The organism is Acinetobacter sp. AL9, assembly GCF_041464035.1.
Classification (GTDB): Bacteria; Pseudomonadota; Gammaproteobacteria; order Pseudomonadales; family Moraxellaceae; genus Acinetobacter; species Acinetobacter towneri.
Map to the genome: position 1 here is coordinate 38,389 of NZ_JAYFSK010000013.1, position 25,134 is coordinate 63,522.

At 41.5% G+C, this 25,134-nt stretch carries 25 protein-coding genes and 1 pseudogene; 12 read left to right on the forward strand and 14 right to left on the reverse strand.

The annotated features are described in order from the left end of the window. Positions 1-93: 93 nt before the first annotated feature. Together tolB and pal are read left to right on the forward strand one after the other, a co-directional pair. Positions 94-1,377, forward strand: a complete 1,284-nt coding sequence (gene tolB, locus ACEO2X_RS04870; protein ID WP_371971151.1) for a Tol-Pal system beta propeller repeat protein TolB — start codon at positions 94-96, stop codon at positions 1,375-1,377. A 71-nt stretch (positions 1,378-1,448) separates the two neighbouring features. After that, complete coding sequence (pal, locus tag ACEO2X_RS04875) at positions 1,449-2,018, forward strand: peptidoglycan-associated lipoprotein Pal (RefSeq protein ID WP_096901126.1); 570 nt, start codon at positions 1,449-1,451, stop codon at positions 2,016-2,018. Positions 2,019-2,174: 156 nt separating this feature from the next. Here pal and ACEO2X_RS04880 read toward each other — a convergent pair whose 3' ends face one another. Then, positions 2,175-2,360, reverse strand: coding sequence for an NF038105 family protein (locus ACEO2X_RS04880; RefSeq protein ID WP_004971800.1), 186 nt, complete (start codon positions 2,358-2,360; stop codon positions 2,175-2,177). Positions 2,361-2,537: 177 nt separating this feature from the next. Between ACEO2X_RS04880 and ACEO2X_RS04885 the strand changes: the two genes are divergently transcribed. The 5 genes from ACEO2X_RS04885 to ACEO2X_RS04905 all read left to right on the forward strand — a co-directional run bounded on the left by ACEO2X_RS04885 (position 2,538) and on the right by ACEO2X_RS04905 (position 5,818). Next, positions 2,538-3,512 carry a class 1 fructose-bisphosphatase gene (locus ACEO2X_RS04885; RefSeq protein ID WP_096901127.1) on the forward strand — a complete coding sequence of 325 codons (975 nt, stop codon included), beginning with the start codon at positions 2,538-2,540 and terminating at the stop codon, positions 3,510-3,512. A gap of 50 nt (positions 3,513-3,562) precedes the next feature. Next, positions 3,563-4,339 (forward strand): RNA methyltransferase, encoded by a 777-nt coding sequence (locus tag ACEO2X_RS04890; protein WP_004971802.1) that lies wholly within the window; start codon positions 3,563-3,565, stop codon positions 4,337-4,339. Between the two features lie 156 nt (positions 4,340-4,495). Continuing rightward, positions 4,496-5,110 carry an RNA polymerase sigma factor gene (locus tag ACEO2X_RS04895; RefSeq protein ID WP_004971803.1) on the forward strand — a complete coding sequence of 205 codons (615 nt, stop codon included), beginning with the start codon at positions 4,496-4,498 and terminating at the stop codon, positions 5,108-5,110. After that, positions 5,107-5,427, forward strand: a complete 321-nt coding sequence (locus ACEO2X_RS04900; protein WP_004971804.1) for a hypothetical protein — start codon at positions 5,107-5,109, stop codon at positions 5,425-5,427. The genes ACEO2X_RS04895 and ACEO2X_RS04900 overlap by 4 nt, the downstream gene beginning before the upstream one ends. Then, positions 5,417-5,818 carry a DUF3106 domain-containing protein gene (locus ACEO2X_RS04905; protein WP_004971806.1) on the forward strand — a complete coding sequence of 134 codons (402 nt, stop codon included), beginning with the start codon at positions 5,417-5,419 and terminating at the stop codon, positions 5,816-5,818. Before ACEO2X_RS04900 ends, ACEO2X_RS04905 begins: the two co-directional genes overlap by 11 nt. 100 nt (positions 5,819-5,918) lie before the next feature. Here ACEO2X_RS04905 and ACEO2X_RS04910 read toward each other — a convergent pair whose 3' ends face one another. The 4 genes from ACEO2X_RS04910 to cxpE all read right to left on the reverse strand — a co-directional run bounded on the left by ACEO2X_RS04910 (position 5,919) and on the right by cxpE (position 12,270). Further along, complete coding sequence (locus ACEO2X_RS04910; protein ID WP_228153770.1) at positions 5,919-8,333, reverse strand: CSLREA domain-containing protein; 2,415 nt, start codon at positions 8,331-8,333, stop codon at positions 5,919-5,921. 57 nt (positions 8,334-8,390) lie between these two features. After that, complete coding sequence (rbtA, locus tag ACEO2X_RS04915) at positions 8,391-10,208, reverse strand: rhombotarget A (protein ID WP_104851732.1); 1,818 nt, start codon at positions 10,206-10,208, stop codon at positions 8,391-8,393. A 122-nt stretch (positions 10,209-10,330) separates the two neighbouring features. After that, positions 10,331-11,035, reverse strand: coding sequence for a DnaA regulatory inactivator Hda (gene hda, locus ACEO2X_RS04920; protein WP_004971812.1), 705 nt, complete (start codon positions 11,033-11,035; stop codon positions 10,331-10,333). Positions 11,036-11,049: 14 nt separating this feature from the next. After that, positions 11,050-12,270: a chloramphenicol efflux transporter CxpE gene (gene cxpE / locus ACEO2X_RS04925; RefSeq protein WP_371971146.1), complete on the reverse strand. Its 1,221-nt coding sequence runs from the start codon at positions 12,268-12,270 to the stop codon at positions 11,050-11,052. Between the two features lie 134 nt (positions 12,271-12,404). Between cxpE and purM the strand changes: the two genes are divergently transcribed. Next, complete coding sequence (purM, locus tag ACEO2X_RS04930; RefSeq protein WP_371971147.1) at positions 12,405-13,475, forward strand: phosphoribosylformylglycinamidine cyclo-ligase; 1,071 nt, start codon at positions 12,405-12,407, stop codon at positions 13,473-13,475. A 10-nt stretch (positions 13,476-13,485) separates the two neighbouring features. Further along, positions 13,486-14,115 carry a phosphoribosylglycinamide formyltransferase gene (gene purN, locus ACEO2X_RS04935; protein ID WP_371971148.1) on the forward strand — a complete coding sequence of 210 codons (630 nt, stop codon included), beginning with the start codon at positions 13,486-13,488 and terminating at the stop codon, positions 14,113-14,115. An 89-nt stretch (positions 14,116-14,204) separates the two neighbouring features. On the opposite strand, the gene ACEO2X_RS04940 is transcribed toward purN, so the two are convergent. Together ACEO2X_RS04940 and sppA are read right to left on the reverse strand one after the other, a co-directional pair. Further along, positions 14,205-15,023: an alpha/beta fold hydrolase gene (locus tag ACEO2X_RS04940; protein ID WP_004971819.1), complete on the reverse strand. Its 819-nt coding sequence runs from the start codon at positions 15,021-15,023 to the stop codon at positions 14,205-14,207. Continuing rightward, complete coding sequence (sppA, locus tag ACEO2X_RS04945; RefSeq protein ID WP_371971149.1) at positions 15,020-16,042, reverse strand: signal peptide peptidase SppA; 1,023 nt, start codon at positions 16,040-16,042, stop codon at positions 15,020-15,022. Before sppA ends, ACEO2X_RS04940 begins: the two co-directional genes overlap by 4 nt. A gap of 127 nt (positions 16,043-16,169) precedes the next feature. On the opposite strand from sppA, the gene ACEO2X_RS04950 reads away from it, so the two are divergent. After that, positions 16,170-17,159 (forward strand): lysophospholipid acyltransferase family protein, encoded by a 990-nt coding sequence (locus ACEO2X_RS04950; RefSeq protein ID WP_004971822.1) that lies wholly within the window; start codon positions 16,170-16,172, stop codon positions 17,157-17,159. On the opposite strand, the gene ACEO2X_RS04955 is transcribed toward ACEO2X_RS04950, so the two are convergent. From ACEO2X_RS04955 to ACEO2X_RS04970, 4 genes are all read right to left on the reverse strand, one after another. Further along, positions 17,116-19,461: a DNA internalization-related competence protein ComEC/Rec2 gene (locus ACEO2X_RS04955; protein ID WP_371971150.1), complete on the reverse strand. Its 2,346-nt coding sequence runs from the start codon at positions 19,459-19,461 to the stop codon at positions 17,116-17,118. The two genes, ACEO2X_RS04950 and ACEO2X_RS04955, sit on opposite strands and share 44 nt — an antisense overlap. Continuing rightward, the gene (locus ACEO2X_RS04960; RefSeq protein WP_257221668.1) at positions 19,454-19,588 is read right to left on the reverse strand and encodes a hypothetical protein; all 135 of its coding nucleotides are present in this window, start codon (positions 19,586-19,588) and stop codon (positions 19,454-19,456) included. Before ACEO2X_RS04960 ends, ACEO2X_RS04955 begins: the two co-directional genes overlap by 8 nt. A 96-nt stretch (positions 19,589-19,684) precedes the next feature. Further along, a complete protein-coding gene (gene lolD / locus ACEO2X_RS04965) occupies positions 19,685-20,368 on the reverse strand; it encodes a lipoprotein-releasing ABC transporter ATP-binding protein LolD (protein ID WP_179994639.1) in 684 nt (227 codons plus the stop codon). Further along, the gene (locus ACEO2X_RS04970) at positions 20,361-21,596 is read right to left on the reverse strand and encodes a lipoprotein-releasing ABC transporter permease subunit (RefSeq protein WP_004971828.1); all 1,236 of its coding nucleotides are present in this window, start codon (positions 21,594-21,596) and stop codon (positions 20,361-20,363) included. Before ACEO2X_RS04970 ends, lolD begins: the two co-directional genes overlap by 8 nt. A gap of 25 nt (positions 21,597-21,621) precedes the next feature. Between ACEO2X_RS04970 and ACEO2X_RS04975 the strand changes: the two genes are divergently transcribed. Then, the gene (locus ACEO2X_RS04975) at positions 21,622-22,185 is read left to right on the forward strand and encodes a PilZ domain-containing protein (protein ID WP_004971830.1); all 564 of its coding nucleotides are present in this window, start codon (positions 21,622-21,624) and stop codon (positions 22,183-22,185) included. Between the two features lie 76 nt (positions 22,186-22,261). Here ACEO2X_RS04975 and ACEO2X_RS04980 read toward each other — a convergent pair whose 3' ends face one another. Both ACEO2X_RS04980 and ACEO2X_RS04985 read right to left on the reverse strand, forming a co-directional pair. Next, positions 22,262-23,173, reverse strand: a complete 912-nt coding sequence (locus ACEO2X_RS04980; RefSeq protein WP_104853213.1) for a DMT family transporter — start codon at positions 23,171-23,173, stop codon at positions 22,262-22,264. A 12-nt stretch (positions 23,174-23,185) separates the two neighbouring features. Next, positions 23,186-23,653, reverse strand: a complete 468-nt coding sequence (locus ACEO2X_RS04985) for a YaiI/YqxD family protein (protein ID WP_004971836.1) — start codon at positions 23,651-23,653, stop codon at positions 23,186-23,188. Positions 23,654-23,892: 239 nt separating this feature from the next. Between ACEO2X_RS04985 and ACEO2X_RS04990 the strand changes: the two genes are divergently transcribed. After that, the gene (locus tag ACEO2X_RS04990; RefSeq protein ID WP_004971838.1) at positions 23,893-24,825 is read left to right on the forward strand and encodes a hypothetical protein; all 933 of its coding nucleotides are present in this window, start codon (positions 23,893-23,895) and stop codon (positions 24,823-24,825) included. Between the two features lie 189 nt (positions 24,826-25,014). Here ACEO2X_RS04990 and ACEO2X_RS04995 read toward each other — a convergent pair. Beyond that, positions 25,015-25,134: pseudogene (locus ACEO2X_RS04995) on the reverse strand (IS982 family transposase); the annotation flags it as partial.

Consider the following 25,134-nt stretch of genomic DNA (forward strand, 5'->3'; position numbering starts at 1 on the left):
TATAAATTAATGCTTTCATTCCTACCAAAGCATGCCATTATGTACCACAATTACATCCAAAAAAGTTATGTTGATTTGAGAAAATAGCGAATGATGGAAACAACGCGTAAACACTTACTTTGTCTTGCTACTTTAACTGCGCTTAGTCCAGTTTTAAGCACACAATCTTTTGCACAATTGCATTTAGAAATTGCCAAAGCGCCAGAAGAAGCACCTAAAATTGCAATTGTACCGTTTGGCAATGATCAAAGTATTTATCCTATTGTAGAAAACGATTTAAACCGTTCAGGTAAATTCACCAGTTCATCTAAAAACCTTGCTGTAACTGCAAGCATGAACCATCCCAATGCAGCTGCATGGCAAGCTGCAGGTGTACCTTATGTCGTGACAGGAAATGTTAAAGCCACTGCAGAAGGCGGTTATGAAGTTCATTACCAACTTTATGATGTGCAAAAACAGCAATATTTGTTGAATGAATTATTGAGCGTGCCTGCGTCACGCGTGCGTTCTGCTGCACACATGATCAGTGATGCCATTTATGAAGCGCTTACGGGTATTAAAGGTGATTTTAGCGGACGCATTGCCTATGTACTGCGTAATCCTGCAACACCTGAACAACGCTATACCCTGCAAATTGCCGATACTGACGGTGAACAGCCTAAAACCATTTTGACTTCCCGTGATCCAATTTTATCGCCTGCATGGACACCAGATGCAAAAAAAATTGCCTATGTGTCGTTTGAAACCAAACGTCCTGCTATTTATGTGCAAGATTTAGCGACAGGTCAGCGTGAAAAATTAGCCAGTTTCCGTGGTTTAAATGGTGCACCTAGCTTCTCACCAGATGGGCAAAGCATGTTGTTTACCGCGTCCATGCATGGCAATCCAGAAATTTATCAAATGAATTTAAGTACCCGTGAACTGCGACGCATGACCAATGACAGTGCGATTGATACCGAAGCACGCTATGCACCAGATGGTAAATCATTTATTTACACTTCAGATCGTGGTGGTTCCGCACAAATTTATCGTTATGACTTTGCCACAGGTAGCAGCAAACGCCTAACCTTCCGTGGCGCATTTAACGCACGTGGTACGCTCAGTGTCGATGGTCGTAAACTGGCATTGGTGCATCGTCCAAGTGGCAGTAACTACAAAGTCGCAATTCAAGACATCAACACCAATATCACCAACATTTTAACCCCAACCAGTTTAGATGAGTCCCCGAGCTTCTCACCAAATGGGCAAATGGTAGTGTACGCGACACGCGAAGGCGCACGTGGCTTATTGTCGATTATGTCTTTAGATGGTCGCTTCCGCATGAACTTACCAAGTGAGCAAGGCGAAGTGCGTGAACCTGCGTGGGCACCAAAATAATGAGTACCCGCAAAGTAAATACGTTTTCAGTTCTGTTTTAAAACCAAAAATCAAGCTTCATGGAGATGAGGATGAACGCAGTGAAATTATTGGTACTCCCTGTTTTGGCATCGGCTTTAGTGATGACAGGTTGTGCAAACCGCAAACCAACGACTGACTTACAAGCAGGTCAAATGCCAAGTGGTGCAACTACAGTCAACACTCAAGGTTTGAGTGAAGATGCAGCTTTAAATGCACAAAACCTTGCAGGTGCATCTGCCAAAGGTGTAACCGAAGCCAACAAAGCTTTCTTGGCAAAGCGCGTGGTGCATTTTGACTACGACAGCAGCGAATTATCTAATGATGATTACCAGACCCTACAAGCACATGCACAGTTTCTAATGGCGAATGCCAACTCTAAAGTAGCGCTTACAGGTCATACCGATGAACGCGGTACACGCGAATACAACATGGCTTTAGGCGAGCGTCGTGCCAAAGCGGTTGAGAGCTTCTTAATCACCAGCGGCGTTAACGCAGGTCAGCTTGAAGCAGTGAGCTATGGTAAAGAAATGCCAGTCAACCCTGGACATGATGAAAATGCATGGAAAGAAAACCGTCGCGTAGAAATTAACTACGAAGCTGTTCCACCATTATTGAAATAATAATTTGCTGTTTGGGAAAAACTCGTTTAGAACGTGTTTCCCCAATACGAAAAAAGCGCTCTTTATTACAAGGGCGCTTTTTTATGACATAAAAAACTGGGCAAACGAATATTTTAAAAACTAACAGATAAGTGCAGAAATACAGCTTTGCTTCAGTTATTCCGACTCGGCATCAGCTTTTGCAGTTTGCATAGATTCAATCAAATCATGCTTGTTAAACTTTTTATATTCAGGTTTAGACTCGTAATCTTTCCAAGCGGCTTTCATCTTGTCCTCAGAAATATCGTCTAAACTAATCCCTTCGCTTGGCGTTGGAGTCGCATCAAACTTTAACGTTGTCATATCTGTGCTCCTATCTCAAATTAAATCCTTCACATCAACATAGCACTTTCTGCAGGACTTGCAAGGGTAAAATCACAGCAAATAGTCGAGTTTAATTTTTCTTTTAACGCGTTCTCATCTAAACTATTGCAGCATATTGTTATCCTCATTTTTGCAGTCATTCGGAGTTTTCCAGTCATGTCATACCGCACCCTTTCCCAATTTCTACAACAACAAACTGGAAATTTAACACCCGAACTTGCTCAAGTGATTGAAACTATAGCCAATACTTGCAAAACAATTGACCAAACATTACAAAAAGGTGCATTGGCGGGCGTATTAGGCAGTGCACAAAATGAAAACGTACAAGGCGAAGAACAAAAGAAATTAGATGTTATTTCAAATGATTATTTAATTGATGCGTTACAAAAACATCCTAATGTGGGTGGTTTGGCGTCGGAAGAATTAGACGAATTCACTCCTGCTCAGGAAAATGGTCAATATTTAGTGTTATTTGACCCACTGGATGGTTCAAGCAACATCGACATCAATATGTGTGTGGGTACCATTTTCTCAATTTTACCTGCAAAACATGCCGTGACCCAAGCTGCAGACTTTATGCAAGCAGGTACACAACAAGTTGCTGCAGGTTATGTCCTGTATGGCCCATCTACCATGATGGCGCTCACTGTTGGTGCAGGCGTGGTATTCTTTACCTTTGACCCAGAAAGCCAAGAGTTCTTGGTGACTGCAGACAACATTCAAGTTGCTGCCGATACAAAAGAATACGCGATCAATGCTTCAAACCAACGCCATTGGGAAGCACCTGTAAAACGCTATATTGATGAACTTTTGGCTGGTAAAACTGGGCCACGCGAAAAAGACTTTAACATGCGTTGGGTTGCATGTATGGTGGGCGATATTCACCGTATCCTTTGCCGTAGCGGGGTTTTCATGTATCCATACGACTTAAAAGACCCGAAAAAAGCAGGTCGTTTACGTTTAATGTATGAAGCCAATCCAATGAGTATGCTCATGGAACAAGCAGGCGGTGCGGCAACCACAGGTCGTGTGCGTATTTTAGACATCCAACCCACAGACCTACATCAACGTGTGCCTGTCATCATTGGCTCAAAAAATGAAGTCGATTTGGTCAGCAGCTACCATCAATAATTTTTAACAACAGCAGTCGGCCATTCGCTGACTGCTGTGGATTTTATCGCATGCCTACGATTTTTTTAGAATCAAAAGATAACCCGAAAATTAAACACTTACGTGGTTTAATTGAACAAAATAACTATCGCAAAAAACAGGGACAAACGGTACTTGAAGGTACACATTTGTGTCTGGCGTGGTTACATGAAAATAAAAAAATCAATTCGATTTTTACCACCGAACATGCACTAAGCCATCCTGACTATGAGCGTATTTTGGCTAAATACACAGGCGTGGTCTTTGTCATTGGCGAATCTTTATATAAAGATTTAAGCACTTTAGGCACTTCCCTTGCCTGTTTAGCCATTGTCGACGTGCCAAGTTCAAGCCAAGCTTTAGACTTTAAAGCAGACACACTGATTTTAGAAAATGTGCAAGATCCGGGTAATGTCGGCACCTTATTGCGCTCTGCAGCAGCAGCAGGTATTGAACAAATTATTTGTACCAAAGGTTCTGCCTCACTTTGGTCGCCACGGGTGTTACGTGCAGGCATGGGCGCACACTTTAGCTTGCATACCTTTGAAAATATTGAACTCGAAGATGTCTTAGCACAATTTCAGATTCCTGTATATGTGACCAGTTCACACCATGCAGAAAGTCTCTATTCCAAAAATCTGCGTAAGGCTTGCGTCTGGATTCTAGGCAATGAAGGTCAAGGTGTGTCCGATTATGCCTTACAGCATGCAGAAGCGGTAAGTATTCCACAACCAGGTGGACAGGAATCTTTGAATGTGGCAATTGCAGGCTCAATCTGTTTCTTTGAAATGGTACGCCAACGTCTGTAAATGGTTAATTTATTTTAAAAAGACTAGCCCTGCAAAAAAAATAGATTAGACTGAAAATAATAACTTGCAATGTCAACCAAACCATTGTTTTTAGCGTTATAAAAATATGATGTTAAAAATAATGGTGGGTATCCAATGACAGGATTTTCCATCTCTATGGATTTAAACCCGAAGTCGTCACACTCGGAAAATTTGAGTGCTCTTAAGAGTACGGCTGAGCAACGTCTGAAGAATTTCATGCAAGACGTAACGGGGCGTGCCTTAGTGATGATGGAAAGTGCAACGCAAGGACAGCACGGCATTGCTATGGATTTGGTGCAAGAAGCCTTTATTTCCTTGCATAAATCTTATGCTGACAAAGCCACAGAGGAATGGTATCCCCTGTTTTACACCATTTTAAATAACAAATTACAAGATTGGCGTCGTAAAGAAGCTCGCCGCGCTCAACCGTTTTCATGGTTCAAAAAAATCAGTTTAGATGATGACGATGTTGAACAACTTGATATTGTCGATGAGCAAGCACTCAATCCTGCAGAGTTTTTAGATCAAGCTGTGACTGTAGAAGAAATTCAGGCAGCAATTGCGGGGCTTCCTGTGCGGCAACAACAAGCTTTTATGTTACGTGCTTGGGAAGGTTTTGATACGCAAACCACCGCACAAATTATGAACTGCACTGAAGGCAGTGTAAAAACGCATTATCACCGTGCTATTCAAGCTTTACGCAACAGTTTGGCACATATGAATCCGTATCTGGGAGGATCATCAGAATGAAACAAGATGATTTCTTAAAACAAGTGACATCTAAACTTGATGGATTGGCTCGCCACCATCAAGACAAAGCCGCGGTCATGAATCATGTCTTGGACAATATTCAAGACAAGAAAACATCGCGCTATGGGCTTTGGAAAATGTCAGGTTTTGCATTGGCTGCGGCAATTGCAGGTTTTGTGGTCTTGCCAAATTCAATGGAAATGACCACACAGCCGCAGAATCAAGCTGTATCTGTTCCTAAACTTTCTCCACAAATGGTGGAAGATTTAGAAATGTTAATGGTGTTGGGTGAGGACAAAGTTCCACATGGCAGCTAAACGAATTGTGATTGCGTGTTGTGCGCTCAGTTTTTTACAAACCAGTTTTGCAGGGTTTGAGCGTTTTTGGATTTTTTCCAAAGATGCAGATACGCAAATTTCAGAAACCTGGGAAACTCTTTCTGAAGAAGAACAATTGGCCTTAATTAAGCGCTATCAAAACTTAAAAGAAATTCCTGCAGAAAAAAGCGTAGCTTTACAGCAGCGGATGGATTGGTTTACTCAACTGCCTGATAGCGAAAAACAAAAAATGCGTGAAACTTGGCAAAAAATGAGCACGCAAGAACGTCGTGAATTAGGACAACGCTTGCAACAAGCAACACCTGAACAACGACCTTTAATTCGTCAGGAATACATTCTTAAATATCAGCAGCCTGCAATGAGTCACTAATTTTATCTGTTCATGGATAATAGAAAGTACTTGAAGTCACCAATAACAAAAGCCTCATCGTGTAAAACAGATGAGGCTTTTGCAATAAAGAGTCGGTAGATTACGATTTTCTTGGACGTTGACGATAGAACGCCAATCCGATTAAACCAAACATACCCCAGAAACCTAAGCTTCCCCCACCGCCACCACTGGCTTCATAATTGGTATTTTTCGCTGTATTTTCTAAAGTAATGGTCGCTTCAGGCGATAATTCCAGTTCATGATCGAAAATCGTGTATTTCAGCTCATAATCAAATGGGCTAAAGCTATTTCGTACTTGAACCTGAATATTGCCACCATAACAAATTTCACGTGCATAATCCCCAGGACAAGGTGCTTGACGATCTGCCGTAAGTACCACACCTGAAGGTACTTGTGTAAAACGAATTGCCAGTTCTTGTCCTGTACTATCTTTATAGAATGCAGGCTTATTGGTATTTTCTTTCAAAGTGCTGATAGAACCATCGCCTGCATCGCTATCATTCAGCAATGGATTAAAACTCACTTTGAGGTCTGTACCATATTCAAGTCGTACACGATCATCTTTTGCAATTGGGGCAATATTGCTAAATTTACCTTCAAGTAAGCCCGAAGAATGCAAATTACTGTCCAATTTTGAGGTAATGGTGTATTTACAATACGCTGAATCGGTTGCTTCTGTGACTTTATCATTCAGTCGATACATCACAATCCGTTGCAACTGTGCATCCCATTCACATTTGAATAGTGGATCTTGGGTCAATTTATCGGTACTAAATGTGGTACCTGAACCCGAAATTGCACCAATCCCCAATACTTCAGTGCTAATGCTAAAGTTGTCAGAATTAAGCTGTCTTAACTGAACAAATTTCCCATCTGCAGTTGGTTCATCTTGCTTTAATGCCATCGCAAATGGATCAACATAAATGGCACGATATTGCTGCTTAGCTTTGGTATTCGCCAACAAATCCTGCATCGTTTTCAAATCAGTACGCGATTGAGAAACGACCGAAGATGCAGCATCTTTACTTTGATCTATCGCAGACTGAATACGGTCAATTTGTTGCTGATAATTGGCAAATAAACTTTCATAAGAGACATTACGCAAGCTTTGAATATCGGCTGCATTTAAGCGCATCACTTCTACAGAGCCAATTTCACAGGTATTTTTTGCATCAGGATTTAAAGTTAAAGTTGCATTACTCACCCGCGCTAAACCACGTTGTTCATAATCACTACACCCCATGCTGTTTACATCAATCAAATCTTTCGCAGGGTCTGAACCAAGTTTTGGATAATACAACGGCAGGAATAAATTATAAGCAGATGGTTCTTGCAAGGGCTGCAATACTTGATCAAAGCTAAGCCCTGTCAAATCCAAATTTTTAGCACCATCATAAGAACTATTTGCTGTTTCAGGCAAATCACACTCGCCTTGCTCTGTCGCTGATCCCATTGCGAATAAGGCATTGCGAATTGTGTTGATGTTGCGCGCCTGCTCTAAGCTCGCAGGGAATGCATAACGACAAGATTTACCTTGGTTAAAGGCCAACATATTAAAAGAGAGGACAATACGTGGATAATTGTCATAAAACAAAGTACTCAATGCTTTATTTTCAACAATGGTATTACTTTGCAAATACACCTGTGACAAAGTGCTAAGCGGATGATTTTCTGCATTACTTAAGTTAAAGATATGACCTTTGCTGGTATCAGCTTGGTTTTGTGCAATCGTACTGGCAGTCAACGCAAGATCTGGTTGGCCGCAAAGATCAAAAGTACTAAGACTATTTGCAGCACCATTTTTCACAATACTGCTGCGGTCAATTTTCACCATAGAGCGTGTATTGACCAAGTTAGCACTACAATCCATTGCCAACACACTGCCTACTTTGGCTTGGTTCGCATGGATATAAGCATTCTCTAAATTGACTTGACGCTCCGCTTGATGAGCAACAACGTAAATTGCACCACCTTGTTCTGCATGCGAATTTTGAATTTCGACATTGTTCGCAGCTAATGGGCCTGCCACAAATAATGCACCACCCTTGCCTGCATCTGCAGGGTTTGCATTACCACCACCATGGGCATTCCCATTTTTTAGAATGACATCGTATAGCGCCACGCTGGCTTGGGTATCTGAAGTATTGATAATGCGGCTATTGCCATGTGCATTAATAGTGGTTTTTAACGGTGCAATTGAAGGATAACGATGTGTAATTGGATCTACTTGGTTATAGTCGACCGCTGTCGCCCCATAAATACGCACCATAGATTGCGGGCGTAATTCTGAGTTTAAGATATATTCCCCAGCCTGCAACTGAATCATATCGGTTGCACCACGGTTGGTATTGCCTGCACTACATCCACCGAACGCAATATTCTGCTTGGCCGCAACTAACGCTTCACGTAATGAACATTTGCTTAAGTCTTCACCATTTTGATCTTCAAAGGTCGTGACCTGAATCACACGATTATCTGCTGCCATAAGCGACATAGCAGACAGCACCATTATCCCTAATAGTGTTTTTTTATTATTTTTCATATTCATCCTTTATGCTTTTCTACGGCGTAAACCCAACAAACCCAATAAAGTCATTAATCCGTAAGCGCTCCATGCACCACCAGAAACTTTTATTTTATCGCTTTCCATACGATTTTCATGTTCTTGAATAACTTGGACTTTCACTTCCATATAAGGTGTTGTGCTGTTAAAGCGTGTGGTGCTGGTAACTAATTTAATTTTAAAGACATCTGCACCATGCCAAGCAGAATCTGGGGTATATACCAAATTCCCCAACTCATCTACGGTCAATTTTCCTTTAGAACGTGTATCGAGTTGCTCAATTTGCACACAACCTGCTTGCCATGCTTGGCCTGTCGGATTGTTTGGATAGACTTGATCACAAAATTCTTTAGGCACCAAATCACTATCACCCAACAAATCACTCACCGACATTTTAGCAATTTGACCCGCCAAAATATCTTGACCTATAAGCCCCATAGTTTCAGGAACCATCACCTCTATTGCACCACGGTCACATAAGGTAATATCTGACTGACGGTTTTTACCGCGCTGATCTGAAGCAGCACAACCGACTACCGTATTATCCCCCAGTTGTAATTGCCCCTGATTCAACACCACAGAATCTTTCAGGCTGTTATAACTGAGCAATACGCGTGGGCGCATAAAGCCCAAGAATGAGTTTTCAGGAACTTGATATGGACAAAAGAGTGCCGTTTTATCTTGACTGAGGGTTTGGCATGCACCTTCAAGCAGATTACCTGCAAGCACCGAATTTGCAGTCCATAGCGTATTTGGATAGTTGCTATCGCCTGCTCCACAGCCTGCGCCGACTAAGTTATTTTGCAATCTTGTTGCATCTGAACCTGCTTGCACACAGTTTGCTGCAGTATTGACACTGACAGGATGTGGATTACCCAAAATCACACTATTGGCAATATAGGCTTTACCCAAAGGTGCGTTGAGATACACACCACGGCTGTTACCAATCAAGCTAATGTTATTGACACCAATATCATCCAGCACATTCATGACATAGCCTTCATTTGCAGTAAAAGTACTGCTCACGATCATATTCCCCATACTAGGAAAGGCTTTGATTTCTTCATCTGCCAAACTTGCTGCAGAATAGAGATTGGCTGAAGCAACTGATATGGTTTTGTTGCCTTTAAATACTGAAGTTGTAATCACAAAGCGTGGGAATTGCGTATAAATGACGCCACCTTCCTGCGCTTGGTTAGCTTCAAGCAAGCTATTTTTGATCTCAATAAAACCTGCAGGGATCTTCTCGTCAGTCATTTGTGCGAGGTTATAAATTGCCCCACCTTGATTGGCTACACCCTGACTCAGTTTCACATAGTCTAAAATTAAATGTTCATTATTATAAATCAGACCACCTTGTTGCTGACGACAGCGTTCCTCACCGCAGCCCTGTAAAGTTAATTCTTTTAAAGAAACTTTTAAGAAACGATCCTTGCTATCTTCAATGTGGAAAATTCGCTCATTGCCGCGCATCTGAATCGTGGCATTATTCAAACCTGGGGCAGTTTTATCATTCAGACTACTGTCATAGGTGGTTTTAATTTCAAGGTTTTCTGTAATTTTAAGTTGAGTATCAATTTGATAGACGGCTTTCTTTTCTAATAAAATCACACTTGAGGCATTTTTGCCGCCACAGCCCAAATAGCCTTCTTCAGGCATGCCTAAATTAATATACTCAATGGCTTCACGCAAAGAACATTGTTGATCATCTGCTTTGGTGTCAGCAGTGGTGGTGACAATGATATTACTACTATATGCATGACCTGCGATAAACAGCATACCAATGCCGATGCTCTGCTTGAGCATAAGCGTACTCCTTGTAATTTTCTTTGTTTTTTTTCTTCTTTAGTTGCAAATTCCCTGCAACTTCGAATTATTTTCCGAATAATTTGGCATAGCTTGCGCAAATTCTCAAGTAATTTTAATTTTTACCGATATTCGTCAATTAAAGCATAAATCTGACGCAGGTTTGCGCCACTTAATTTCGTTTTCTCTCCTTTAAGTAATTGCACCAACTGTTCAAGGCTTTGCAGCAAAATCGAGGTCTGCTGTGGGCCATGTAACAATAAGTAATCAATAATTTGTGGGTCGATGATAATCCCGCGACGCTCTAACACGGAACTCACTAAAGCTTGTCGGTCTGCATACAAACTGCCTGAAGGCACTTTAACACTCACTGCCTGCGTCAAACGTGATTGCAAATCGGGCAATTCAAGCTTTAATTCAATCGGTGCAAAACGTGATGAAAACACCAACTGACCACCAACCTCATTGCTGTAATTGATTAAGTGAAACACCGCACGTTGCCAATGTGGTACACCACTAATCGCTTCAATATCGTCTAAAGCAACCAAATCATAACGGTCTAAAGAGGTAATTGCTTCTGTTGGGGCATCCAATAATTCAAGTAAGGATACTTTAATAGCTGATTTGCCAATTTCTAAATAGGAATCGCAAATTGCAGACAATAAATGACTTTTGCCTGTGCCCGCACCACCATAGACATAAAAGCGATTGACCAATCCTGCATGAAGCTGTCGAACTGCATCAATCACATGCCCCCAACCTGGACCAGAAAAATCACTGATCCGTGCATCTAATTGAGGCTCGATATCTAACTGCAGTTGACGCATAGAATTGTAATCACCTAGGAGTTTTGCTGATCTGAGGGCTTTATCTTACTTGATTTTTCAGTCTGTTGCAGTGAATTTGCTGACTGAGGATCAAGCTCAATATCAATATGAACTTGTGCTGTATCAATACTGATGTCACCCGATGCACCATCTTCCGACACCACCACAGGTTGCCCATACAAATAACTTTTTTCGTAAAAATCACGTAAATGACGCAGTAAAACCACAATCACTGCTGCTACTGGTAAAGCAATCAACATCCCCATGAATCCAGCCAGTTGTGCACCTGCTAAAACAGCAAACACCACCGCGACTGGCGAAAGCCCGATTTTATCACCCAATAAAAACGGTTGTAGAATATAGCCTTCCACCGCCTGTCCAATCATAAAGACCACAAGGACTAAAACCAATTGCATCCAGTCAATGCCAAATTGTAGGAAAGTGGCAATAATGGCTGCAACAATCCCTACAGCGAAACCTAAATACGGAATAATACTAGCAAGTCCCGCAACCATCCCAATAATCAAACCGACTTCTAAACCAATCAGTTGCAATCCAGTCGCATAAACGACGCCCAACAAGATCATCACCAAAAACTGACCTTTAACGAAAGCACCTAATACACTGTGACATTCTTGCACCACAGCTAAAGTGCTTTGCTCATAAGGACGCGGAATTAAGCGACGCAGGCTGTCGAGCATACGCTGCCAGTCGAGTAGAAAATAGAAAGCAATAATTGGAATCAGCACTACGGTACCACCAATTTGAATAAAATTCAGACCAGACTGTGCAACACTCAATAACATGGCTTGAATACTATCGGCACTATAATTGGTTTGCACATAATCCATGACGATGCTGCTCATGTGCGAGGTATCAATTTCCATTTCTTCAATATGAAAAGTCGAAGACACCCACGGCAAGAAGGTCGAATTGATCCAGTTAATACCGACAGGAATACTGTCACGCGCAATCATCAACTGCGTCCAAACCAAAGGAATGATGTACCAAACTGCCAAAGTCAGCGCGATGCCAATCCCAATAAAAACCAAACTGATAGATAGCCAACGTGGCAAACCGACTTTGCAAAATTGTTCAACCAATGGGCTAAATAAATAAGCCATGAAAAATGCAACAACAAAAGGAATGACAACCGGTTTTAATAAGTACAGCACCCAAAGGAGCAGAACTATCCCAGACAGGATAAAAATGCGACGCAAGGTACGATCGACCATAGAAATTCGCCTTTTTTCAGTTTATTCGTTATAGAAGTTAAAATATTTGAATAAAGATAGCATTTTAGCGCATAAATAACATAAGAGTTTCGTATATTCAGGTATAATCGCCCCGCGAATGCGGAGACTTCATTATGAGCAACTCAACTTCTAACCCAACCACTGGTTTAAGCTATAAAGATGCTGGTGTCGATATTGAAGCGGGCGACGCGTTAGTCGATCGTATCAAATCTGTCGCTAAGCGCACGACTCGTCCTGAAGTGATGGGTGGATTAGGCGGCTTTGGCGCACTTTGTAAAATTCCGAAAGGTTATGAAGAACCTGTGCTCGTATCTGGCACAGATGGTGTAGGAACTAAATTACGTTTAGCGTTGAACCTAAACCGCCATGACACAATTGGTCAAGATTTGGTGGCAATGTGTGCAAATGACTTGCTGGTGTGCGGTGCTGAACCTTTATTCTTCTTAGACTACTATGCAACAGGTCACTTAAATGTAGACGTTGCAGCCAATGTTGTTACAGGAATTGGTAAAGGCTGTGAGCTTGCAGGCTGTGCGCTTGTAGGTGGTGAAACTGCTGAAATGCCAGGCATGTATGAAGGTGAAGATTACGATCTTGCAGGCTTCTGTGTGGGCGTGGTTGAGCAAAGCAAAATTATTGATGGCTCTAAAGTAAAAGCTGGTGACGTTCTGATTGGTGTCGCTTCTTCAGGTGCACACTCAAACGGTTACTCTTTACTTCGTAAAATTTTAGACGTAAAAAATGTTGATTTAACTCAACTGGTTGATGGTCGTCCACTGGCTGACGTTGCCATGGAACCAACACGCATTTATGTCAAATCAATGCTTGAACTGTGCAAACAAGTTGATGTGCATGCTATGGCGCACATTACGGGTGGCGGTTTACCAGGTAACTTACCACGTGTATTGCCAAATGGTGCGCAAGCAGTGATTGACGAATCATCTTGGGAATGGCCAGAACTGTTCAAATTGTTACAACGTGAAGGCGGTGTAGAACAGTTTGAAATGTATCGCACCTTTAACTGTGGTGTAGGTATGGTTGTTGTTGTAGATGCCAACGATGCAGACAAAACAGTTGAGCTTCTCAACAGCCTTGGCGAAAAAGCTTGGGTGATGGGTCGTATTCAAGACAACGCCGAATCCGTTGAAGGCGCAAATGAAAAAATTCGCGTAATTTTTGCGTGATTTGACTCAGATGATCAAAATAGCTGTCCTCGTTTCAGGCAGCGGAAGTAACTTACAAGCCCTGATAGATGCCAATCTTTCAGGGCAAATTGTTGGGGTTATTTCCAATAAGCCTGATGCTTATGCTTTACAACGCGCTCAACAAGCAGGGATTCAAACTGCAGTGATTGAGCACAAACAATATCCGAGTCGTGAATTATTTGATGATGTCATGCATCAACAATTACTTGATTGGGATGTTGATTTGGTTGTTCTCGCAGGCTTTATGCGTATTTTAAGTGCCAAATTTGTGCATGCTTGGGAAGGTAAAATGCTCAACATTCATCCTTCACTCTTGCCGCATTATAAAGGCATGCACACCCATCAACGTGTACTCAATACAGGCGATACTTTACATGGTTGTACCGTGCATTATGTCACTGCTGAATTAGATGCAGGTCAAGCACTGGCACAAGGTGTGTTGCAAGTAAACATCCGCGATGATGCCGAAAGCTTGGCGAACCGTGTGCATGTGTTGGAGCATTTGATTTATCCGCAAGTGGTTGAATGGATTTGTAACGGAACCATTCAGCACACTGCGCAAGGTGTGATGTATCGCCAACAACTGTTACAACAACCTGTGCAGTTTTGCAATTTTTAAATATTCTTTAAGTCTGTAGCTTTTGATATATACGAAAAAACGCCTGTTGATCAGGCGTTTTTTATGGTTCGTATTTGGTTCAGACTGAATTAAACAGAAGCAGCTTTACTCTGCTGTGCTTGAATCAAATCTTTAATCAACTGCACCGTCGCTTCAGGTTTTTCTAAAGGGAACATATGTCCACCTTCAACCACCTGATAAGCAATGTTGAATTTCTTGGCGGTAATTTGTGGGAAACCTGCTTTTAAGAACGGCCCTTTTTTTGCAATCACCAATTCTGTCGGCACTTGCAGTTTTGCTTGCGGTAACCACCACAGTGATGGATTGGTTCTAAAAATATTGACCTCGTCCATTTTTGGAATGGTCAATTGTACCCCGCCTCGTACATGGTCATCAGTCAAAGCATGCTCGATATAAGCCTGAAAACAGTCGGCATCAAAATCTTGATAAAAACCTTTCGGACGCAATAAGTCTGCTGCTTGCTCACGACTTTCCCAATGATCACGACGGCGCAAAGACAAAGATGCAGGCGACAGTTGATCTACTGCTTTAAGCTTAAACATTTTGGCAAAATGTAAAAACACCGATGCTTTACCCATAATTAAAGGTGGATCAAGCATGATCACTTGTTCAAATAATTCAGGGCGTTGTAAAGAGGCTTGAAACGACAACACTGCACCTAAAGAATGCCCCAACGCAATCACTTTACGTCCCTGAGCTTGACGTACAACACTGTCAATCACTTGTTGGGTTAAGCTTTGCCAATGATTATCAATCGGATAACGCTTATCTGGCCCCAACAAAGGGACGTAAATCACATCGTAATCATCTTTAAGTAAATCAAACAGTTTTTGATAAACCTTCGATGGCACGCCATTGGCATGCGCAAAATGAATCAGTGGTTTCATTGTAATTTCGCGTTTTGCTCAGTCTGAATATGTTGAGATAAAGAAGTGGCAAAGCCCTCTCCCACTGCTGCCCCCATACGACCCAACACAGAGTCTAAAGGACTGTGTTCAATGGTATAGTTCACTGTTTTATCTAGGTTTAAATCACGCTTCAGGCTATTTAAACTGCCAATCTTATCGGCAATGCCTAAAGTCACGGCTTGCTCACCTGTCCAGAACAGACCTGAGAAAATCGCAGGATCTTGTGATTTCAGTTTCGCGCCGCGTCCATCTTTCACTGCTTGAATAAAGTGGCCATGCACATTATCTAATACGGCTTGCACATGTTTTTTCTGTTCAGGATCAACAGGTTGTGTCATCGACAATAAGGCTTTATTTTCACCTGAGGTCATAGTACGATCTTCCACACCCATCTTCTGCATTAAACCGCTCAGCCCATAATTTGGCATAATCACGCCAATTGAACCCACCAAACTTGATGGATTGACAATAATTTCATCTGCAGCGGAAGCAATGTAATACGCACCTGAAGCGCCAGTATCGCCAATCACGGCATAGAGTTTTTTCCCTTGATGCTGTTTTTTCAGATATTGAATTTCTTGCCAGATTTCATCTGACTGCACAGGTGAACCGCCAGGTGAATTAATGTTCAGCACTACGGCTTTACTGTTGCTATTTTCATAGGCTTTTTTCAGCGACTTAATGGTGTCGTTGCTGTTCACACTTTGCTTATCTGATGCAATCGTTCCAACAATATCGACTACTGCTATGTGTGGACTCGCCGCAGATGGATTCGTTGTCGCAGTACTGCAGCCTTTGCCCATAATCACCAAGAGCAAAAAAACATAGGCAAAAGTTAAAAACTTAAAGAAAATTCCCCAACGGCGTGCACGACGTTGTTCTTCAACTGAGGCTAAAACTGCTTTTTCTAATAGTTTCCACTCATTGCCTGTTGGCTGCTGCGCATGTGATGGGATTTGCTGTGATTCATTTTGTGGTTTTGGTGGCCAATCGGACATGAAACAATCCAAAAAATAGTAAATTTGCTCCATTATATACACGGAATTGGCAAAAACTGTCTAAAGCCTGTATTTTCTCCTATAATATTTTACATCTTTATCCTTTCTATCAATTGATGCTGTCGTTATGACCGAACCTGCACCGACAACGGCTTTATCGCGCCTGCTTGATTTTGTCAGTCGACAACCTTTAACAGTTGCGCGTTTTTTTGCAAAATCTTTGGCTTTTTTGGTCAATACACTGCGTTTGAGTAAAACCTCTCAAACTATTCAACTCAATCTACAAATTGCGCTTCCTGAGCTGAACTCACAACAACGCGAACAGATTACCCAGCAAGCAATTCGTAACGAACTGACCTCTTATTTTGAGTTTTTTCATATTTGGGGATCAAGCAATCAAAAAAATATTCAAAGAATCCATCAGGTACATGGTTTAGAACTATTACAAGATGCACTGGCTGCACAAAAGGGTTTGGTCTTAATTGTGCCGCATTTTGGCACTTGGGAAATTATGAATGCGTGGATCGCTCAATATACGCAAATGACCATCATGTATAAACCTGTCAAAAACCCTGCGGCAGATGATTTTGTGCGCCAAGCACGTAGCCGTGAACAGGCACATTTAGTCCCAACAGATGAATCTGGGGTACGTCAAATTTTTAAAGCACTCAAACAAGGCGGAACCACTGTCATTTTGCCAGACCATACCCCAAATATAGGTGGTGAGATGATTCCTTTTTTTGGTATTCCGTTGGAATCGAGTAATTTAAGCGCCAAATTGATTCAGAAAACTAAAGCAAAAGCTTTGTTCTTATATGCGTTAAGAAATGCAGATCAAGGCTTTGATATGTATATCGAAGCGATAGATGAGCACATTTATCAGTGTGATGCCAATGCAGGGACAGCTATTATTCACCGTGCAATTGAAGATTTGATCCGTCGTTATCCTACACATTATCACTGGAGTTATAAACGCTATAAAGCCCATCCAGATTTACGCGGGGTCTATCATAAACCTGTGCAAGAAGCCTTGGCAGATGTGCAGGCTGTACGTGCCCAGACACAGAACCAAACTAACGCTGCAACCACAATTTCTGCTGCCGATACGGCTGTATAAGCATACGCTGTTGTGCATCTACAGAAAAACGTACGCTGCCCTGTTGTATGGTGTTCATGAACGGAATATTGAGCGCAGCCAAGCGTTGCTGAACTAAAGAACTAGGATGTCCATAACGATTATCAAAACCTGCAGATGCCACGGCCAATTTGGGTTTAAAATGTGCTAAAAAATCATAGGCAGAACTGTGCTTACTCCCATGATGACCCAAAATTAACACATCTACTTTTAAATCAGGATATTCCTGCAACAATTGATATTCAGTTGCCCAACCTGCATCGCCCATCACTAAAAAATGCTGATATGGCTGTGCGGATGGCACTGAAATATACAACACACATGACAACTCATTTTGTTGCTGTGCGGCATAGGGTAATTGACTCGGTTTAGGAGATAAAACTTGTATCTGTACCTGATGTGGTAAAGACCACTGTTGCCCTTGCTGACACAAATTAAACTTGCTATTTACTGCCACATCTACGGTCTGATTGGCAAAGACATGCTGAATATTGACTTCATTTTGCAAATAAGAAAATGCACCGCTATGGTCTTGATCTAAATGGCTTAAAATCACCAAATCCAGTTGCTTGACGCCATGTACCGCTAAAAATGGACGTAAAATTTGCTGTCCAATACTAAACTTACTTTCATCATAAGAACCGCCCACATCAATCATCATATTGTAATGACCTGAACGTAAAAATAAAGCTTGTCCCTGCCCCACATCGAGTACTGTTAATTCAAATGGTTGCCGCTGGCTATCTACTACAACCAACGGAACAAAACACAAGATTGCCCAAGTTTTAGGTAATACCGATTGTGGTAAAAATAGCAGAAATAAGCCTAGACAAAGACAGACATATACCACCACAGACATCGACAAAGTATGCAACTGTGGTGCAAAAATGGTTTCCATCCCCTGAAAAATCAAGCGCAACAAAGCCATAGCTAGATCATTCAATTGAAACAGTATTGACGCCAAGGGTTCAAAAATAAAAAAGCAAATTCCTGCCAAAACATCTAAAGGCACGATCAGCATACCAATCAATGGAATTGCGATGATATTAATAAGCGGTGCAATCCACGCCACTTGTTTAAAAAACACAATCACCAAAGGAAATAAGGCAATAAAAATTTTCCATTGCGACTCGATTAGAATTTTGCTGGCATGTTTCAGTTGCTGCCAACGATTCAGCTCTATACGTGGTTGCGCACTCAAGCTCTGATAAATACGCAGTAGAATAAAACAGGCCCCGTAAGACAGCCAAAAAGCAGCAGACAGTACACTTAAAGGATCAAACCATAATAATAAGGCAGCACTATAAATCAGCAAGGCAAAGCCTTGAAGCTTCTGCTTCAGCACTAACATTACTGTCACTAGACTGCACATCAGCAAGGTTCTTAATGCAGGAATTTCAAAACCGACAAAGGCGGTGTACAGCAATACACAACTTAAAAATGGCAATATGAGCAAGTATTGTTTAGGCATCCACAAATACCAATGCGGACGGTAATACCTAATCAGCTGACGTAATGCCCAACATAGCATGCCTGCAAAAATCAGCACATGTGGCCCTGAAATAGCCAATAAGTGGCTAATTCCAAAACGCTGAAACTGTGCTTCAGTTTCTGCATCTAATAGGCTTTTATCTCCTGTGAGTAATGCAAGAATTAAACCTTGATGATGCAAAGGTTGCTGCTGAATAAACAGTCGAATTTGATAACGCTGCTGTTCAATCCATAATCGAAATTTTGCCCATAGCGTCTGTTGGGCACGCCAATGTTGTGTAAACCCCATGGCATAAATTTGTTCAGCCGAGATAGGCTGAATCTGCTCAACCCGAAAACCACTCATAATATTTTGCTGTAAATACCACCGCTCTACATCAAATGCACCTGCTGTGGCATAACTATGCGCAGGGCGAATTTTTCCACTTAATTTGTAATAGTGTCCAAGTTCTAAATTTTGCTCTTGATCTACCTGAGTTTGTGCTAAAGTTGCTAACCATGTCACTGTTTGAGGATGTCGGTTTAACACCTCAACCCTTTGTGAAATGCTGTTGTCATTTAGCTGATTTAACTGTCTGACATAAACCACGACTTCAGCAAATTCAGGTTGTAGTTCACGCCATTGCAAACGCTGCTGCATCTGCGTATCCGCATAGATCAAACCGAAAACAAGACTCAAAACACCTGCCACTCCTACATTCAAACATTTCCAATAGATTGAAGATAAGCGAGCTTGCAACAAGTATTGCACAACGATACTGCATAAAATCAGTAAAACCATTGCACTAGGCATGGAAGTCAATGAATGTATTGGAAAAGAAGAAGAACGTATTCCGACACAGGCGATCCCAATCACCCAAGCCAGACCAATCAATTGCAGCATGAATATTAAACTTATTATTTTTATTGGCATGCATCATAAAGCCCACCGAAGTGGGCTTCAACAAAACAATCTTATTCCAGCAATTGCTATTTTAAACGCAATCGCTTTTGAGTGGCTTTACGAACTATGCCCCTTAAGCATCTACCCAAACACCATCTTGCATGTGCAAAATGGTATCGGCAGATTTTGCCAACTCTTCATCATGAGTCACAATCAGCATCGCCATGTTAAATTCACTGCGTAATTCACGCAGCAATTCAAAAATTTTAACTGCAGTTTTGCGGTCTAAATTTCCAGTGGGTTCATCGGCAAGCATGAGTGCGGGTTTTGTTACTAATGCACGTGCCAACGCAACACGCTGACGCTCCCCTCCAGAAAGCTCACCCGGTTTGTGGGTTAAACGATGCGATAAACCGACTCGCTCAAGCAGATAGTCTGCCTGTGCCTTCACCTCTTTGTAATTTGTGCCTGCACGTAACATTAACGGCATTGCCACATTTTCAAGCGCACTAAACTCAGGCAATAAATGGTGAAACTGATAAACAAAACCGAGGTATCGATTACGCAAATAGCCGCGTTCAGCTTCGCCTAAATTGTCAAAACGCTGCCCATGTAAAAATACTTCGCCTGTGCTTGGACGGTCTAAACCACCCAACACATGCAATAAGGTACTTTTGCCCGAACCACTCGCTCCGACAATCGACACAAACTGCCCTTGCTGAACTTGTAAATCTAGACCACGAATCACTTCAACAGTGGTTTTGCCATCGGTAAAGTGTTTAGAAACTTGCTTGGCTTCCAGAACAATCTTACTCATAACGCAATGCCTCTGCTGGTTGAATTTTCGCGGCACGTAATGCAGGGTAAATCGTCGCCAAGAAACTTAAAATTAATGACAAGCTCACAATCACCACCACATCTTGCCATCTTAAATATGAAGGTAAGTAGTTGATAAAGTAGGCATCAAATAAGTTTAGCCCTAATACATTATTCAACCATGCAATAAAGCCACTGATACTGGACGCGAAAATAATCCCCAAGATTGCACCTGAAACCGTACCAATAACCCCAATGACCGTACCTTGCACCATAAAAATTTTGGTAATCGTGCTTGGTGATGCACCCAAAGTTCTTAAAATCGCAATATCCGATTTTTTATCGGTCACAACCATCACCAAAGAAGACACGATATTAAATGCAGCCACCAAAACAATTAGGAATAACAATAGGCTCACCATCGCCTTTTCCATTTGAATGGCGCTAAACAAGTTACCGTGAGTATAAGTCCAGTCCGAAGCGTAAAAGTTGGCAGGTAGCTCTTGCACAATATCTCGAGATACTTGTGGTGCAGCAAAAATATCATCCAGTTTTAAGCGTACACCTTGCGCACCATCGGGTAAACGCAGCAAAGTCGAAGCATCATTCAGGGCGATATATCCCATCATCGAATCGACTTCTGCACCAATACTAAAAATACCGACCACTTTGAAGCGTTTAAAACGCGGTACAACGCCTGCAGGTGATGGCGTCGCTTCAGGTAAAACCAAGGTAATGCTGTCGTTTAAACCCAAACCCAAGGCATCGGTCATTTGTTTGCCCAAAACAATACCGAACTCACCCTTTTGCAGATTATCGATACTGCCTGCAACCATGTGGTTTTGAATGATGGATACTTTCTTTTCGTATTCGGGTTCAATTCCCGTGACCATAATGCCCGACACTTGCCCTTGTGCAGTCAACATGCCTTGCAATTGCGTAAATGGTGCAGCACCAACAACATGCTTATGTTGCTCAACTTTCGTTGCAAGTTCTGGCCAATTTGTTAAAATTTGTGTTGATGAAACAGTGGCTTGAGGTATCATGCCCAAGACACGATTTTTTAATTCACGATCAAAACCATTCATCACTGAAAGTACGGTAATGAGGACGGCAACACCCAAAGTTAGACCGATCATCGAAACTAAGGCAATAAAAGAAATAAAGTGGTTACTGCGCCGAGCGCGCGTATATCTCAACCCTATATATAGCGAGATTGGTTTAAACATACCATCAAGTCCGAGGTAATACATTATGGAAAATTTACAGCATCAAAGCGTCGCGTCTGAACGTCGTGTCATGTCACGAATTGATGCTGCCCTGAGAATCAATTACCAGATCATTTCTGACGATGTTGCGCTGAACGACCCTTACGATGCTAATTTTGTTTTACCGCGTTATTTTCTACTACTCGCAGAATTAGATCAATTTGATCATGCATTAAACTACGAATTAGAACAATTAACTGAAAAAGATCAACAAATTGCTCGAATCTTATCCTTATTCAACCAAAAATTAAACCTTATTACAGGGTCTTTATACGATGCAATTGTACAAAGCATGTTACCTATCCCTGAACAGGTCAATTTTTCAGAAAGTGGTTTCAGTTTTTATAGTGAACGTGAATTAAACACGGGCAGTTATATTCATGTCACGCTCAGCCATCCTGAAAACTTTTTCCATATAGCCGCAACCGCGCAAGTGGTTTACAGCCGTGAAGAAGAAAATGGACAATATCGTACTGGGGCGTATTTTATTACTCTACACCCTCAAGATCGCGTCAAACTTGCAGAAGCCGTTGCTTTAAAACAAGCATAATCTAAGAAATAAAATAAATCATTTCTGCATGTTCGCGTATATAAAATCACGTGGATAACGCCATCTTTGCATATCGTTAGGATGGTGTTTTGATTTTCTGAGCCAATGCCCGACTTGCTTTAAGATCACGATAAAAATACAGCACTAAGCCTGACAATAAAACCAAAGCGCCCACAAATACCATGACCGATAAAGCTTCTTGATTGAGTAAAGCACCAATCAACAAAGCAATCATTGGCGTCATGACGGTGGTTAAAGATAAGGTGGTCGCCTGAATATTCTGCACCAATTTAAAATAACAGAACATTGCAATCAAAGAAGCCATGATCACGGTATAAAGTAAAGCTGCGATAGATTTAAGACTCGGCAAACTAGTCGGTACATATTGCCAAATAAACGGCACAATACATAAAGCCGCAATGGTTGATACCAAAATCGAGCCAGTTGCCTGTGCTACAGGTTCAACTTGCGCATTAACTTTTTTCACCCAGAAAATAGACATGGTGTAGGTCAATACACTAAACAGCATTAAAACAATACCCAGAGGATGCACATGCTGTGTTTCGCCGCCAAAGCAGATGATGCCAAGCCCTAAAATGGACACTGTCATTCCGATCCATTGAATACGTGCCAAATGCAACTGAAACACAAAACGACCAATCAAACCTGCTATGATGGGGGTCAGACCAAACATCAGGGCGATAATGCCTGAGCTTAAATAAGCGGTGGCAATGTAGGTGAAAATTTGTGAACCGATCAGACTAAACGAACCTGCCAAATAACTATGCCACGCTTGTAGATGATGTGGAAATTTCACTTTTAACAGCAGCAATAAAATAATAGCTAAGGGCAAAGCAATGAAAAAACGTAGCACCAAAGCCCAAAGCATGTGTAAATCTGACACACTCCAGACAATTGCCAAAGGCGTTGTTGCCCAAATGAAAACCAATAAGGCATAGGTCATCATAATATTGGTTTTAGAAGGCATGCGTGACTCGTATTAAGCAGTTTTACGTTTTTGCTTTTGGATGGTTTGATCTAGACTACTTGAAAACTCACGTTTATCACGTTCTGAAATAGGTGCTGGCCCACCTGTTTGTACGCCTGCACCACGCAAAGTATCCATAAAATCACGCAAATGCAGACGCGCTTTCACATTGGCAACAGTATAAATTTCACCACGTGGATGAATCGCTATTCCGCCCTTTTCAATCACTTGTGCCGCTAGTGGAATATCCTGCGTGATCACAATGTCGTGTTCCTTCATGCGATCTACAATTTCCTGATCGGCGGCATCGGCACCATGCATCACTTGAATAGAGTTAATCCGTACCGAAGGCGTAATCCCGACCGATTGATTGGCAACAAAAGTGACTTCAAGTTGGTAACGATCTGAAGCACGTAAAATGACTTCTCTTAGAATTTTAGGTAATGCATCTGCATCAACCCAAAGTTTAAATGGCAGCACTGTGCAACCCTGATAATAATATGCGACTAGTGTATCAAACTCATTACATTGCAGTATGTTTAAAATGCTCAGAATTGCATGCTAAAGTGTAGATGGATGTGATTTTGTTTCTGCTGCATCGCTGTCCACAATCTGTACAAATGCAGTGGCATTACATGAAATTTCAGCCAAAGACTTGAAAAATCGAAATAACCCTCGATCTAAGAGTAAAGAAAAGAACCCAACATCTCAAAGTGCTTATGAACAATCAAAATAGACCAGAAATCATCCGCATTGAAGATCAGAACTTCGGCAGCCATGTTGAACATTGGAATTTACTCACGGATGAACCCTACACCGAAGTTCCAAAATGGTTAGGACTGGCTCTAGATGCACCAATTATGCCAATGGGTTTATGCCGCCAAGAAGCAGAAATGGATCAAAGCACATGGCTGATTCAAGGCCCAAGCAAAGAGGCAATTCAATTGACACAAGTGATTGCGGTTGAAAATAACAAACCACAAGCTGTAAAAACGGCTTTCCCTTGCTTTGAAAGTCCTTACAAAGTTGAAGCTAAAATTGAACGTATCATTAGCTGCAAATCTAACACTCAAGCGGTGCTTCGACTCAATTTAGGCAACAACAGTATTGTCTATGCTTTTGACAGTTTATACAGCGTCAACCATCAACAATACCAAAAAGATCAAACCTACTGGGTGCATTTAAACGCATGGGCGTATGAACTTGAAGCTGTTGCTGAAGGCGAACAATTGGTGGTCGATGATCCTGCGTCAATTAAACACCATCGTGCGCTGAATGATATTTTAGCAGCCAATGATGGTGTTGCACCTGCCAATCTGCAAGAACAAATTGACGCATGGCAACCTAAGTCCGAAGATGACAAAGCACCTGTAACGGTGGATTTTTCTAAAATGGTCGCATATTTATATGGCGAAAATATCGGTCAGGAAGATGAAGCTTGGTTTCAGGGCAATGTTGTTGGTAAAACCAGTTTTGAATTCATGAATCAAGCCTATACTGTTTATGATGTCACTCTAATTCATGATGAAAATCAGCCTGCGATTTTAATTCGTCTTGCAACTAAAAATCCTGCGCACCAAAACTTTGAAATTGGACAATACATTCGTGGCAATATTTGGATTCAAGCCAATATTCACAATATAAAACAGTAGTTTATTAAAAATAAACCTCAAAGTAGCTGTCTAAATAATAAATTCATATTCATCATCCCCCCATCCTCGCCTTCTCCTCAGGGAGAAGGAACTTTCAATACTTATTTCACTGATGGCTTATAATCAATTTCTGATTGTTAAAAGCGTGCTATTGATAGTATGAATATATTGATGCTTATTTAACCCCAGTTACGGATAAGCCAAAGATTTAATCACATGAATTTTAGGCTTATTCTTTTGGCAAAGTTGATACGCACATAGTGAAGAAAATACGCCTGCTAAAAAACCAGCAATCGAACGATGTTTACT